Origin of the sequence: Rickettsia slovaca 13-B, from assembly GCF_000237845.1 — a bacterium.
Taxonomy (GTDB): domain Bacteria; phylum Pseudomonadota; class Alphaproteobacteria; order Rickettsiales; family Rickettsiaceae; genus Rickettsia; species Rickettsia rickettsii.
On sequence record NC_016639.1, the window covers coordinates 228056 to 243276 of the forward strand.

Genomic DNA, 15221 nt, shown 5'->3' on the forward strand with positions numbered 1-15221 from the left:
CGGCTTCCCTCTAGAATATAAATTTAATTTATGTTTTATTTTGACTATTGTTCATTTACTCGTAGTATATATTAGGTTTTAGGAACTTTATAAATTAAATTATTTGCATGTTTAAAACTTTAACACAAAATTTAACGAAGATTTTTGATAAGTTAGTTAGCTCAGGCATTTTGACGGAAGCCCAAATAGATGCTGCTATGCGGGATATAAGAGTGGCTCTTTTAGAGTCAGATGTTGCATTACCGGTGATAAAAGATTTTATAGCGGAAGTTAAACAGAAAGCTTTAGGGCAGGAGGTTATTAAGTCTGTTTCACCTGGACAGATGATAATTAAAATTATCCATGAAGAGATGATCAATCTCTTAGCTTCAAGTAAAAGTGAGACAAAGCTAAATTTAAATTCAAAGCCGCCCGTAAATTTCCTAATGGTAGGGCTGCAAGGGAGTGGTAAAACTACGGCGAGTAGTAAGCTTGCTTTACGGCTTAGAAATCAAAATAAGAAAGTTTTACTTGTTTCTTTGGATACTTACAGACCGGCCGCACAAGAGCAACTCGCTATACTTGCAAACTCAGTACAGATTAATTCATTACCTATTGTGCAAGGTGAGAAACCCCTCGATATTGTTAAAAGAGCTATTGCCGAGGCTAAAATTTCTGCTTATGATGTCGTAATTTATGATACGGCAGGTCGTACACAAATTGATAAAGCGATGATGGAGGAAGCGCTTGCAATAAAAAAGATAGTGGAGCCTACAGAAACTTTGTTAGTAATCGACAGTATGACAGGGCAGGATGCAGTAGTTACGGCAAGTAGTTTTAATGAAAAGTTAGCAATTTCAGGATTAATTTTATCTAGAATTGACGGCGATTCCAAGGGTGGTGCAGCACTCAGTGTAAAATATATTACTAAAAAGCCGATTAAATTTTTAAGTAGCGGTGAAAACCTAATTGATTTAGAAGAATTCGATGCTGAACGTTTAGCTTCTCGAATACTGGATATGGGTGATATTATCTCTTTTGTTGAAAAAGCAGCTAGTATTGTTGATAGAGAAGAAGCCGAAAAAACGGCAGCTAAATTAAAAAAGGGTAAGTTTGATTTAAATGATTATCTTCAGCAAATGAGAAGTATAAAAAAAATGGGAGGTTTTGGAAGTATACTTAGTATGTTACCGGGTAGCGGTAAAATTATGGATCAAATAGATCAATCAAAATTAAATAGTAAAATAATTGAACATCAAGAAGCAATTATTTTATCTATGACGCCAAAAGAACGTAAAAATCCCGATATAATTAATGCTTCTCGTAGGAAACGTATAGCTGTTGGAGCAGGAACTACGGTACAAAAGGTAAATATTTTGCTAAAGCAATATAAACAAATAAGCGAGATAATGAAAAAAGCCAGTAAAATGAATCCTAAAAATCTATTACGTAGCGGAATTGGAAAATTGTTTTCTTGAATTTATATTATATCTACATTATGTCATTCCTGCGAAGCGGAAATCCAGTCAAGCATATAAAAACAAGTGTTTGTATGGTTATTTTATCAAGTATGTAACTTCTGTAGCAATATTGAAGTTATTTTTCTGGATGCCCGCCTACGCGGGAATGACATCGAGTAGGTTTTCCGATCCATGCAACAATGCCGACTTGATTGCGGGATCCAGTTAAAAATACTAAAATTATATGGATCCTGTGGTCAAGCCACGGGGTGACCTTTTCCTTAAGTTGACACCCATGTGTCTTCGCAGGAATGACATCGACGGTTTTTTTAAACTATCCAGTAGTATAATAAGTAACACATATTGACCTAGTATTAAATTTAATTAATTTTTAATTTCAAAGCATTTGCAAAAAATGTATAAATATTGATCAAATAATTGGCACTATCTTTTAAATCACTCCCACTACCATGCCCACTATCTACACTTCCTAGAAAGTAAGTTTTAGTATTTGGGTTTTTCTCAAGCACATACTCAAAAATTCTTCCATGTCATGGGTGTACACGCTGCTCTAATACTGAATCTGTAATTAACACAGCTTGGTATTTTTGCGTTAAAGATAAATTCTCTAGCGGTGCATATTTTTTGATATGTACTAAATCTTCTACTTTGGATCACCATATTCTGTACCCCATGAATGTCCTGCTCCGAATTCTTTATATCGTATCAAGTATCGGCACTTCACATGCTATAGCTCCAAATAAATCAGGACGCTGTGTCATTGCAACACTTACTAGCAATCCGCCGTTACTTCCTCCTTTAATTCCTAAATACTCAGGACTAGTAATATTTTGCTTTATTAAATCCTCTGCTACTGCAATAAAATCATTCAAGCCGGTTTGACGTTTTATTCCTTGAGTCGCCTTATGCCACTCAGGACCAAACTCTCCGCCACCTCTAATATTAGCAAGAACACTAACCCCGCCATGTTTAACCCATACTTCATTTTCCATGTGAGAGAAATATGGAGAGTTGATTACTTGAAAACCGCTGTATGCTTCAAGTAATGTTGGATTCTTACAATCTTTGTACCTTTTTTATAGACAATAAAATATGGTATTTTAACTCCATCCGAGCTTGTAGCTTCCTTTTGATCTACAACATAATTTTTGCTATCAAACGGATATAAAGGCTTTCTAATAACTTTTAATTCATGAGTTTTATCCCATAAATAGATAGTGGGAGGAACTATAGAATTTTCTATAGTAATTAATGCATCTTCTTCCTCATCATCAGACAACATACCAAAAATTGTATTTTCATAAGACAGTAAAGTTACCGGTTTTGTCCATTCATGATTTTCTAATGTAAATGTTACTACTTTTGAAAATAACATTCTCATAGCTAGTTAAAAATACCGTATCTTTAGTCATTCCTACAAAATACAATACTTCCCTCTCTGTTGGGGTAAATAATATTTTTAAGCTAGCTTTATCGCTATCTTCTTTTAGAAGATCAGCGTAGTGTATGGCAACAAGTGAACCTGCTCTATATTACTATCTTTAAATTGCCAATCGGAACGCAGTAGCCAAAATACATATTCTTTAAAAGAACCTTCAGGTATTGCATCTGATGGCATATTTATTTTTTGTAATTTTAAGCTCTCATCTTTAGTATCTAAAATATAATTATCGTAATTATAAAAAGCCTTATTTGCAGATATAAATATTAAAGATGAAGAAATATTATCGGTAAAAGCTTACTGGCTGATACACGTATATAATTCTTTGGTATTTCAAATAGTTTTTTGGCTTTCTCTATAGGTTCTCCTCGCTTCCATATGTAGAGCAATCTAGGATATAAAGAGTCAGTCACTTCCTCTTGATGCAAAACTGGATAAATATAATAGTATCTTGATCAACCCAAGTAGGGACAGTAAATTTACCTTCTAGTAATTTTCCGCTACTTGTTTTTGGCTCAAAACCATTTTTTACAAAATCTTTTTCTCTAAATCCCATGCTCTAAAAAACATCTCATCCTTACCGCCAAATGACATGGTAATTAAGAAACGATTAGGATTTTGAAAACAATCACTCCCACCTCGATGCATTACTTTTTTACCGAGTTTTTTGGATAATTTATCAAAATCGATTAGAACTTCCCAATTTGGTTTATCTTTCGAGTAATTCTCAACCAATGTCCTACGCCATAACCCTTGCGGGTTTTTATAATCCATCCAAAAATTATACACGTAACCTTTACGTATAGCACCAAAAGGAGTTTTTCTTTGATCATAGCAAACAGATTCTAGTTCTTTCTTAACTACCTTATAAGTAGGCATAGATTGGCAAGCCTTGGCTGTTTTATCAGTACGCTCTTTTGCCCATTTTAGAGCTTCAGTTTCTTCTAGAAATTTAGTGTCTTTTGGGTTATATATTTGTTCATTATTACTTCCCATAGCTTGAACACAAAAAATTATAAAATAGTGGGTAATTTTTTTCATTATTTTAATAATATCTATTAAATTAAAAGCTTTATTTAAAGTTTTCTTTGAATTAGAATAGTGTTTTATCATACACCTTGAATAACATCAAAGAAAATGCTAGGTTTTGTGGACATTGCTAATTGATTTGCTATTTTGAGGTCTTTTTTAGCGAAAATTAATAAGATTTTTGTAGAAATAGTTATTCATATTTCAAAAAAATCTTATAATTTGTAGCAAAAAATAACCAAAATTAAATCTTTTTAGCAATGTCCACAAAACCTAAGTTAGCACTAGCAAAAATACAAAATATGAGAGTTATGGCTAATGATTTAAGTATTTATATTCATTGGCCTTTTTGTTTGTCCAAATGTCCGTATTGTGATTTTAATTCTCATGTAGCAAGTACTATAGATCATAATCAGTGGCTTAAATCTTATGAAACTGAAATTGAATATTTTAAGGATATTATTCAAAATAAATATATAAAATCTATTTTTTTTGGGGGCGGTACTCCCTCTTTAATGAATCCTGTAATAGTTGAAGGAATAATAAATAAAATCAGTAATCTAGCAATTATTGATAATCAAACCGAGATAACTCTAGAAACTAATCCCACATCATTTGAAACTGAAAAATTTAAAGCATTCAAAGCCGCCGGAATTAATCGTGTTTCAATAGGAGTGCAATCCTTAAAAGAGGACGATTTAAAAAAATTAGGTAGAACTCATGATTGTATGCAGGCCATTAAAACAATTGAGGCGGCAAATACGATTTTTCTACGAGTGTCATTTGATTTAATATATGCACGTAGCGGTCAGACATTAAAAGACTGGCAAGAAGAATTAAAACAAGCTATGCAGCTCGCTACCTCACATATTTCTCTTTATCAATTGACTATCGAAAAAGGTACGCCGTGTTATAAATTATTTAAGGAGGGTAATCTGATTTTGCCGCATTCAGATGCGGCAGCTGAAATGTATGAATGGACGAATCATTATCTAGAATCTAAAAAGTATTTTAGATATGAAATATCCAATTATGCTATGATAGGGTATGAATGTTTGCATAATTTAACTTATTGGAATTATAATAGCTATTTAGGTATAGGCCCCGGAGCTCATAGTAGAATCATTGAATCCTCAAGTTCGGTATCGGCAATTATGATGTGGCATAAACCTGAAAAATGGTTAGATGCGGTTAAAACAAAAAATGTTGGTATTCAAACTAATACTAAGTTAACACATCAAGAGATTATTGAAGAAATGCTAATGATGGGTTTACGCCTTAGCAAAGGTATAAATATTTCTACATTAGAGCAGAAATTAAACACGAAATTAGAGAATATTTTAGATATGAATAATCTTAAGCATTATCAAGCGTTAGACTTAATTAGATTAGATGAAAATATCTATCTTACCGACAAAGGTTTAATGCTGTATAGCTACATAGTACCTAGATTGATTATATGAAAATTATTCAAGTAATTTTAAAGTTTATAATTATTTTTATTATTGCTTCTATTCATGTTATGGAATGTAAACTTGAGTTTAAAAAAGATATATGTGAATGGTGTTGAGTATGATCAAAAAGTCGAAAATCCAATTACACCGATAGCAAATGCTATTAAAGCAGATAATATTGATGAAGTAAAAAAATATTAGATGAGGGATATGGAGTAAATCAACCATACTTGGGCTGGACTCCTTTAGATTATGCTATATCGAATAATAATATAAAAATTGCCGATTTTTTATTAAAGTGTGGTGTACCTATGAATTTAATCCATATAAATATAGGATTTATGAAGCCGGAAATTGCCGAACTTTTAATTAATCAGGGAATGAGTCCTAATTTAAGATATGAAGACGGTATTACCGGAATGATGCTAGCCGCAGAAAGAAATAATCTTGATTTAATAAAACTTTTGCTTAAGTTAGGTGTTAATCCTAATGTTCAAAATTCTAAAACCGGAATGACTTCCCTTATTATGCATCATCATATCTTAATGTTGAACCTACTCGTATTTTATTAGAATATGGAGCGGATCAAAAAATTAAAGATTGCAAAGGGAAAAGAGCTTGAGATTGGATAGCGGTGGATGCTAATAGAACTTTACATGCTTCTGACGTAGAATACTATACTGCTTTATTTGTTGCTCCATTTAAAACTAAACTGAAAATTATAGAAGAAAGAAATAGCATAAAGACTCAAAACAAAGAAAAGCAATAAAAAAGCTTCTCAATTCTCACCGTTAAATTTTTGTAGCGTTTCTATTTATACTTCACAAGTTAGGATAAAAACCTATCTTAATTTTCTGCCTTATGTTCTGTCTCTGTCATTGCAAGAAAATTGCATAGCAATTGACGAAGTAAGGAAGAGAAAAAATTCTGATTTACAGAATTTTTTTATTATTTTTTGGGGAGTGCCATGCAGTCTACGAATGCGATGTTGTTAGCCCGATTAAGATATCTTGGTAGCTCAATTGATTTAATATATCTTTAAGGCTAATATATACTATAGGTAGATTCTCATGTCCTTTATGTACAATCCCCAAAATTAAGTAGTCAACTATAGGAGATAAGTTATCACTCTTCTTGGTCATTTGGACGGTATGCAGCATCTACATGCCAATCTCAATCATTATACGGCGATTGAGAGCTATGTTCATTATGCGAATTACGTCTTGGTGCTACTGCTCTAATAATATTCTTATCTTCTTTATATAATACAGGCAAACTACCAATTATCCCTATTACTCCATACATATGACAAATTAATTCTTCTATTCCGCTAATCCGTACCTCACCGTCATAGGGAGTCATTATATTATAATTTTTTTGATCGATATTTTTTATATGTATAATTTCTGCATTATTATTTACGGCATCTTTAATTTCTTTTGTATAATTTACATATTTTGTATCTACTAAATATAAATCTTTGTTTTCTTTCAACCAGCTAGTTAATCTAACGATTTTATTGTTTAAATTTTCTAATGTTGCTATACAAGTTTTTTCATCTAAAATTTTCCTCCAAACATCATAGCACGCATTATTATAGTCAATATTAGTATCTTCAAGGATGAAATAATCCCCTTCTTCAAAAATATTCTAAAATACCTATAGTATTAATATGAGTATTTTCTATTCAAAGTATAGGATGTACTATTTCAGATATTTTTTCTTTTGGGAATATTGCCTCTACTTTATTAGAATCACCTTGTAAAAATTCTATTCTATTATCTTCTTTTTGATAACTATATTTTAATTTTGCTTTTCCTTGGATTCCCGCTTTCGCGGGAATGACATAAAACGCATTTTTCAATTCAGACAACAATGCTTATAGTTGCTCGCAATGACAATGTCTGGTCTTAGTTAGCAATATCATTAAGATAAATATACTTCCTTATCTAAAGTATTTTCGCTGTTATCTATAATCATAGTAATTGTTGCATCGCCGGTAATATTGATAGTAGTACGTAGCATATCAAGTATTCGGTCAATACCAGCAATAATTGCTACTCCCTCTATAGGTAAGTGAACCGAAGAAAGAACCATAGGAAGCATTATCAAAGAGGCACCGGGAATACCGGCACCACCGATAGATCCAAGTGTTGAGGTGAGAATAATGACTAAATAGTCGTGAGGAGCAAGCGTTACTCCCATCATCTGAGCAAAAAATATGGTGGTAAGAGATAAATTTATAGCAAAGCCGTCCATATTAATTGACGCACCTATCGGAAGTACGAACGAAGTACTAGACTCTGAAATGCCAAGCTTTGCACGACAAACTTGCATAGTAGTTGCAAGAGTTGCCTTACTGCTTGAAGTAGAAAAAGCAAGTATCTGATACTCAAAACTTTTCTTATAAAAAGGTATAGGTGAAACACGACAGAATACACATATAAGTAAGCCAAAAACTAAATATTGGAATGTCATCGCCACAACTACCGCTACAACAAGTTTTGATAAACTAATCATTACCTCAACTCCCTGCATGCCTACAATCCAGCCTGTTAAAGCAAAAGCACCGTAAGGGGATAATTGAATAACAAACGATATCATTTTTAATATTAATTTTGACATTACATGAATTAAATCAGTAATAGGTTCACCGATAGATTTCATTTTGTTTAAGGTAATTCCAACAAAAATAGCAAAAAATACAACTTGTAAGACATCACCGTTTGCAAAAGCCCCAACAGCATTATCAGGGACGATATTTACAAAAAAATCAATTATATTAAATGAAGTTCTGTTTGTCGTTCCTGAAGAGGTGAAATCTATATGTACGCCTACTCCTGGCTTTAATACTAAGGCAACAGTGAGTCCAAAAACCGTGGCAAAAAAAGTAGTACCTAAAAAAGCGGCTACCGCTTTCATGCCTACTCTACCAAGGGCAGAATTATCATTCATACTAGTGATACCGGAAACCAAACTGAAGAAAATTAAAGGGGTAATGATCATTTTTATCAAACGTAAGAAAATGTCACCGATAGGTTTAATATAATTAACATATTGTGGTAAGTATATACCAAATATAATACCTAAGATTAACCCTAAGGTAACTTTTTGCCATAATTTCATAATTTACTTACTTAATTTTTAAATTTACTCAACTATAAGTTTACTTATTATTTTGGTTCATCCATTCTAAGTACTTTTGAAAGCCATAGTCAATATTTATTTTTATTATTTGTGGTAATTCATAATTATGAATTTCAAGGAGTTTATTTTCAATTTCATTATAATTAGAAGATTTTGTTTTAATTACAAGTCTATATTCAGTTTCTAAAGTTACTCTACCATTCCATCTAAAGTAACTTTTGACATCGTCAATTTGAATGCAGGCAGTAAGATTTAATTCTAACAAAACAGATGCTATTTTCTCGGCAATTTGCAAATCATTAGTAGTAGTTAAAATTAAACAGCAATCTTGCATGCCTAAACCTCAACAAAACAATTCGGTGTTTCATATAGTTTGAGGCTAGTTACGAAGAAGTTTTGACTTACGAAAAGTTTAGGAAAAATTTCATTCTTTAAATGCGTCGCTATATTTTCTGCAGTCGGGTTATTTTGCATGTAATATATTTTTTGACCGGTACAATTTTCTATTTGCTGCCCCATTTCCTTATCGTCTTGATGTAGGATTAAGCTATGATCAAAATTTTCATCAATCCATTTTTTAGCTAAATCCTTAATTAAACCAAAATCGATTACCATACCAAGTTTATCGGTTTTGTTTGCGGCTATAGCGATCTCAAGAACATAGCGATGACCGTGCAGGAATTGACATTTATTTTGATGTTCTATAATTCTATGTCCTGCATCGAACTCAATACGACGAGTACATTTTATCATTATTATATACTTCCTTTCTTTGAATGATTTTACTTTTTTTTCAAAGAGTAAAAACGGGACCACGTCATTGTGAGGAAAATTACGAAGTAATTGACGAAGCAATCTCAGGAGTTTGTTATGATTTCATGAGATTGCCACGCAGCCTACGGCTGCTCGCAATGACAATTTTTTACAAATTTAACAATAACTTTTCAGGATTCTCAATAAGCTGCTTAATTTTTACCAAGAACGATACTCCTTCTTTCCCGTCAATTATACGATGATCGTAAGATAAAGCTATATACATCATCGGACGTATTTCAATTTTACCGTCTATAACTACAGCTCTTTCCTCGGTTTTATGTAAGCCTAGAATACCTGATTGAGGAGGATTAATAATCGGTGTAGATAATAATGAGCCATATACGCCTCCGTTAGAAATCGAGAATGTCCCACCTGACAAATCAGCCATAGAAAGCTTACCCTCACGAGCTTGTTTAGCCAAAATTCCTATAGTTTTCTCCACTTCGGCAAATCCCATTTTATCGGCATCCCTAACAACCGGTACAACAAGCCCTTGCTCTGTTCCGACAGCTACACCTATATCATAGTAATTTTTATATACTAAATCATCGCCATCTATTTCAGCATTTACCGACGGAATAAGCTTTAAAGCTTCAATTGTTGCTTTAACAAAGAAAGACATAAACCCAAGTTTCACAGCGTGCTTTTTCTCAAACTCTTCTTTATATTGATTACGCAAAGTAATTACTTTTGACATATCGATTTCATTAAAAGTAGTCAAAATAGCTGCTGTATTTTGTGAATCTTTTAAACGCTGTGCAATAGTTTTACGCAAGCGTGACATACGAACACGCTGCACTCTTTCTTCATTAGATTTACTTATTGCAGGAGCAGAAGTAGTCGTAGTGTTTATTGTTGCAAGCACGTCACCTTTGGTAATTCTACCGTCTCTACCTGTTCCTTTTATATTATTGGGGTCAAGCTTATTTTCGGTAACTAATTTTTGTACAGAAGGAGCAAGAGTATTATTAGCTACGGCAGGTTTTTCTGAAGTAGGTTGTGTTACTGCTTGAGCTTTAGCAGATTCATTATTAGTACCGGCAGTATTTGCAGATGCTCCTTCATTTATTTCGCCTATTTCTTCGCCAACTGCTACATTTGCACCGTCAGTTTTCGATATTTTACCTATAGTACCATTGCAAGGAGCATTAACTTCTAAAGTCACTTTTTCGGTTTCGATTTCTAACAGTAATTCATCGGTTTTAACCGAATCGCCTTCTTTCTTATACCATTTGGCAATAGTTGCTTCCGTTATGGACTCCCCAAGCGACGGTACTATAATTTTAACTCTCATAATTTATTTTACTCCTATATTTGTATAGCATCGCCCTGTATAGTTTTATCGTCATTGCGAGAAGACGCTATAAGCGTCGACGAAGCAATCTCAGGCAAATTCCTGAGATTGCCACGCTCCTTTTAGTCGCTTGCAATGATGATTATTAGGCAATACCCTAAGAATCATATTCCCAATGCTGTCCTTAATAGCTTCTCTTGCTGTTTATTATGTGCTTGCAGCGAGCCTACTGCTGGAGAGGCTGATTCCTCTCTACCTACATATTTAAATTCATTTTTAATTCCTGCTTCTTTTAAAGCATCGTTTAAGTGAGAAACTATATAACACCAAGTTCCCATATTCTTTGGTTCTTCCTGACACCAAATAAATTCCTGCGTCCTATTATATTTTTTTAATAGCGATGCTACAAGTTTTTTTTCAAAAGGGTGTAATTGCTCAAGCCTAATAATCGCTATATTACTGTTATTGCCACGCATTTCAAATAGATTGTAATATACCTTACCGCTGCATAAAATTACTTTAGTAATATTGTTTGTATCTACTTTAGTTACTTCATCTAAAACTGGTAAGAAAGTAGTATTTTCACCTAGCTCGTCAAGTTTAGATACGGCATATTTATGACGTAATAATGATTTCGGCGACATTACGATTAACGGTTTACGGGTATCATCAAGTATTTGGCGACGTAGCAGATGGAAAATCGAAGCAGGGGTAGTAGGGTATGTAACATACATATTATTCTCAGCCGCCAGTTGTAAGAACCTCTCAAGTCTTGCCGAACTATGCTCCGGTCCTTGTCCCTCAAATGCATGAGGTAACAAAACCACAAGCCCGCTCATACGAAGCCATTTAGTTTCGCTGCTTGAAATAAACTGGTCAAAAATAATCTGAGCTCCATTAGCAAAATCACCGAATTGTGCTTCCCATAAAACTAAATTTTTTGGGTTTGCGAGTGAATAACCATACTCAAAACCAAGCACCGCATATTCAGATAAATTACTATCGGCTACCTCGTATTTTGCTTGTTCTTTAGATAAATTATTTAGAGGTATATAGGTAGTACCATCAATTTGGTTGTGCAATACTGAATGACGATGCGAGAAAGTACCGCGTCCCGAATCTTGTCCGGTTAGCCTTATATTTGTGCCTGAAGCAAGCAAGCTTGCAAAAGCTAGCTGCTCTGCCGTCGCCCAATCAATAGGTTGATCAGCTGTTAGAGTGGCTTTTCGAGCTTCAAATAGTTTTACAAGTTTTGGATTAACGGCAAAATCTTTCGGTATTTCGCATAGTTTAGTGCCTAAATCGTGTAATGTTTTTTTACTGATACCCGTTATTGTAGCTTGTGTACGAGTACGAGAAATACCTTGCCATAATCCGCCTAAGAAATGTGCTTCTTGCTTATAACTTTTTGCCTGCTCATATTCCTTATCTAGTTTTGCTTTAAATTCTTCTTTTAACTTAGCAAAATAATTATTGTCGATTACACCGCTTTTTACTAACTCATTTGCGTAAATATTTCCAGGGGTCAGTTTGTTTTTAATAATGTTATACATCTTGCCTTGAGTATACATCGGCTCATCGCCCTCATTATGCCCATATTTACGGTAACAAATAATTTCTACTACAACATCCTTACCAAATTTCTGCCTGTATTCTACCGCAATATTGGTGGCTTTTAACACTGCTTCTATATCGTCACCGTTAACGTGTAAAATCGGGGCAGCTATGATTTTAGCAAACTCCGTAGAATATCTACTAGCTCTAGTATCTGCAGCATTAGCCGTAAAACCTAACTGATTATTAATGACGAAATGCAATATCCCGCCGATATCATAAGCAGCTAAAGGTGACATTGATAGACTCTCGGCAACCACGCCCTGACCGCAAAAAGCAGCATCGCCATGCACTAAAATAGCTTTGACTTTGCTGCGTTTAGTATCTCCAAGAATATCTTGCTTTGCTCTTACTTTTCCTGCAACTATAGGATTTATCGCTTCTAAATGTGAAGGGTTATCGGCTAGCGACAAGTGTATTTTCTTATCCTCTAGAGTTCTATCGGACGAATAGCCTAAATGGTATTTTACATCGCCTGAAACATTTAGCTCATCAGGAAATACGCTGCCGCTTATGAAGTCCGCAATAACGGCTTTATATGGCTTACCTACTACTTTAGTTAGAGTGTTTAATCTCCCTCGATGTGCCATACCGATAACGATTTCTGAGACGCCCTGATGCATGGATAAATCTATAGCTTTACTCATAGCAACTATAGAAGCATCACCACCCTCAATGGAAAAACGCTTAGCTCCGGGAAATTTTGTATGTAAATACTGCTCAAACCCTTCTACTTCTACTAAATCATTTAAGATAGTTTTTTTGTCTTCAGAAGAAAACGTAACTTCGCTTTCTAGCTTATTATATAACCAGTTTTTTCCTGCTACATTTTCTATTTGCTCAAACTCTACACCTATAGAACCTGTATAAACTTTATCGAACTTGGTCACTAATTCAGATAATTTACAGTTCCAAGTACCGACAAATTCATCCGTAATATTGATATTTTCTTCTAGCTGACCGCTATCAAGACCAAAAGTTTCTATATTAAGCTTTAAATCATTTTTTGTTTTACGTAGCTCAAGACCAAGCGGATCAAGATTCGCTAAATAGTGAGCATGCTTGCGATAAGCATTGATCATTTCCTTAGCTTTTAAACTATTTAAGTCTTCAGAAGATAAATTATTATTTAACGATTCTTTTTTTATTTCATCAGGGATAATTATTTTTGCCGTACTTTTATTGAGTAAAGTATTATTATCCTTAATGCCGGCAAAAAATTCTTGCCAAGTTTGATCAACCGAGGCAGGGTTGGCTAGATATTGCTTATATAGCTCTTCAACAAAAACAGCATTCCCGCCAAATAAATAACCTGTTTTTTTAAAGTCTTCTTCCATATTATTGTTTGTATTGTTTAGTTGTTGTCATAAGCCGTCATTGCAAGCGACTGCAAGGAGCGTGGCAATTTCAGCAATTCTTCCGAGATTGCTTCGTCAATTACTGCGTAATTTGCAATAACGATTTTATTACTATAAATACTTCCCTTCTAAATATCTTATATACACCTCAGGGCTGATTTTTTCCTCACCGCTAGCACTTTTTAATAAATCGGCTGAATTTTTTAACGAACCGAGATTTCTAAAATTCTTATTTAGATAATTATTTAGATTACTAAAATCACCCTTTAATATATCATCTTTTATATTTGAATGCATCTCTTTTACTTTTTTCATCACCATTGATGCGATAATTGCACCGTTTGTATAGGCGGGAAAGTAACCGAAATTTCCGTGTGACCAATGAATATCTTGAAGACAGCCGTTACTAAAACTTACCGGTTTAACGCCTAAATATTCCTGCATCTTACTATCCCAACAGCTTGGTAATTCATCGAGATTCAAGTCGCCATTGATAAGCATTTCCTCTATCTCAAAACGTAATATTACGTGCATCGGATAAGTTACTTCATCTGCATCTACTCTTATAAAATCAGGCGTCACTCTTGTAATTTTTCTATATAAACTTGCTGCTGAATATTCTTCGCTTTTAACAGCAAATTCGTCTCTAAGTAATTTAGCTAAAAATTCGGTAAATTCTCTTGATCTACCTACTTGCATTTCCATAAATAAAGATTGGCTTTCATGGAATGCCATACCTTTAGCAAGCCCAACCGGCTGCCCTTTATACATTTCCGGTAGATTCTGCTCATATAAAGCATGTCCTGTTTCGTGAATAATTCCCATTAAACCGCTTATGAAATTATCTTTATCATACCTAGTAGTTAAACGTATATCGTTTGGAGTTCCACCGCAAAAAGGATGAGTCGATTCGTCTAATCGTCCTTTTGTTAGATCAAACTGCATAATTCCCATAATGCGTTTTCCGATACGCTTTTGCATTTCAGGAGCTAGTTTGCTGTGTTTTACTAGTTCTTTCTCGGTTTTCTGTTTTTCTAAAACTTTATTTATGAGCTGCGGGAGTTCTTTTTTAAGTACTGAAAAAACTTGTTTGATCTCGCTACTTTTTCTGCTTGGATCAAACATATCTATTAATGAGTCGTATAATCCGCAATTAAAAGCATCTGCTCGTACTTTAGCAACTTCTTTCGTATAATCTAAGACTTGTTGTAAGTGTGATTTGAATAAATTATAGTCGTTATGTTTTCTTGCTTCTCGCCAAACAAGTGCGGCTTTAGTAGTAGCTGCTACCAATTTCTTTTGTAGCTGCTCGTCAATACAATTTGCATCTGTTACTTTTCTCTCAATCTCTCTAATATTACCATTCTGCCATTCATCAAGGTTCTTTGATTCTTCTTTTGCCTTGCTAAGTAGCTCCTTTAGAATAGGAGATTTGAGCATAGAATGAACTAGCGACGTTAAAGTTACTATTTCGTTTGTCCTACTCTCACCTGAACCCATAGGCATATTTACGTCAACATCCCAGTATAATATGCTCAAGATATTATTAAAATGTGAGATGGTTGCAAATTCGTTTTCTAATTTTGTGTAGTTGTTGTTCATATGTTC

General features: G+C 33.8%; 15 protein-coding genes. 3 read left to right on the top strand and 12 right to left on the bottom strand.

Features of this window, described 5'->3' with window-relative positions; translation table 11 throughout:
• The first annotated feature begins 107 nt into the window (after positions 1-107).
• Positions 108-1457 carry a signal recognition particle protein gene (gene ffh / locus RSL_RS01140; protein ID WP_004996573.1) on the top strand — a complete coding sequence of 450 codons (1350 nt, stop codon included), beginning with the start codon at positions 108-110 and terminating at the stop codon, positions 1455-1457.
• A gap of 698 nt (positions 1458-2155) precedes the next feature.
• Here the strand turns inward: ffh and RSL_RS10800 are convergent.
• From RSL_RS10800 to RSL_RS10815, 4 genes are all read right to left on the bottom strand, one after another.
• Complete coding sequence (locus RSL_RS10800; RefSeq protein ID WP_014419708.1) at positions 2156-2452, bottom strand: prolyl oligopeptidase family serine peptidase; 297 nt, start codon at positions 2450-2452, stop codon at positions 2156-2158.
• Positions 2453-2475: 23 nt separating this feature from the next.
• Positions 2476-2835, bottom strand: coding sequence for a S9 family peptidase (locus RSL_RS10805; protein WP_324602838.1), 360 nt, complete (start codon positions 2833-2835; stop codon positions 2476-2478).
• Positions 2836-2946: 111 nt separating this feature from the next.
• Positions 2947-3078, bottom strand: a complete 132-nt coding sequence (locus RSL_RS10810) for a hypothetical protein (RefSeq protein WP_014419709.1) — start codon at positions 3076-3078, stop codon at positions 2947-2949.
• Between the two features lie 351 nt (positions 3079-3429).
• Positions 3430-4014, bottom strand: a complete 585-nt coding sequence (locus RSL_RS10815; protein WP_014419711.1) for a prolyl oligopeptidase family protein — start codon at positions 4012-4014, stop codon at positions 3430-3432.
• Between the two features lie 176 nt (positions 4015-4190).
• Between RSL_RS10815 and hemW the strand changes: the two genes are divergently transcribed.
• Both hemW and RSL_RS01175 read left to right on the top strand, forming a co-directional pair.
• Entirely contained in the window at positions 4191-5393 is a 1203-nt protein-coding gene (hemW, locus tag RSL_RS01170) for a radical SAM family heme chaperone HemW (RefSeq protein ID WP_014419712.1), read from the top strand.
• Positions 5394-5614: 221 nt separating this feature from the next.
• Entirely contained in the window at positions 5615-5956 is a 342-nt protein-coding gene (locus tag RSL_RS01175; RefSeq protein ID WP_014419713.1) for an ankyrin repeat domain-containing protein, read from the top strand.
• Between the two features lie 601 nt (positions 5957-6557).
• Here RSL_RS01175 and RSL_RS10820 read toward each other — a convergent pair.
• From RSL_RS10820 to RSL_RS01220, 8 genes are all read right to left on the bottom strand, one after another.
• Positions 6558-6878: a hypothetical protein gene (locus RSL_RS10820; RefSeq protein WP_014419715.1), complete on the bottom strand. Its 321-nt coding sequence runs from the start codon at positions 6876-6878 to the stop codon at positions 6558-6560.
• Between the two features lie 193 nt (positions 6879-7071).
• Positions 7072-7257: a hypothetical protein gene (locus tag RSL_RS01190; RefSeq protein ID WP_014013930.1), complete on the bottom strand. Its 186-nt coding sequence runs from the start codon at positions 7255-7257 to the stop codon at positions 7072-7074.
• Positions 7258-7310: 53 nt separating this feature from the next.
• On the bottom strand, positions 7311-8510 hold the full coding sequence (locus RSL_RS01195) for a dicarboxylate/amino acid:cation symporter (RefSeq protein ID WP_012719442.1): 1200 nt from the start codon (positions 8508-8510) through the stop codon (positions 7311-7313).
• A gap of 40 nt (positions 8511-8550) precedes the next feature.
• A complete protein-coding gene (gene cutA, locus RSL_RS01200; protein WP_014273218.1) occupies positions 8551-8865 on the bottom strand; it encodes a divalent-cation tolerance protein CutA in 315 nt (104 codons plus the stop codon).
• A 2-nt stretch (positions 8866-8867) separates the two neighbouring features.
• Positions 8868-9284, bottom strand: coding sequence for a 6-pyruvoyl trahydropterin synthase family protein (locus RSL_RS01205; protein WP_004996555.1), 417 nt, complete (start codon positions 9282-9284; stop codon positions 8868-8870).
• A gap of 169 nt (positions 9285-9453) precedes the next feature.
• On the bottom strand, positions 9454-10641 hold the full coding sequence (gene odhB / locus RSL_RS01210; RefSeq protein ID WP_014273219.1) for a 2-oxoglutarate dehydrogenase complex dihydrolipoyllysine-residue succinyltransferase: 1188 nt from the start codon (positions 10639-10641) through the stop codon (positions 9454-9456).
• 164 nt (positions 10642-10805) lie between these two features.
• Positions 10806-13592, bottom strand: coding sequence for a 2-oxoglutarate dehydrogenase E1 component (locus tag RSL_RS01215; protein WP_014273220.1), 2787 nt, complete (start codon positions 13590-13592; stop codon positions 10806-10808).
• Positions 13593-13724: 132 nt separating this feature from the next.
• Positions 13725-15215 carry a carboxypeptidase M32 gene (locus tag RSL_RS01220; RefSeq protein ID WP_014419716.1) on the bottom strand — a complete coding sequence of 497 codons (1491 nt, stop codon included), beginning with the start codon at positions 15213-15215 and terminating at the stop codon, positions 13725-13727.
• Between the last annotated feature and the right edge of the window lie 6 nt (positions 15216-15221).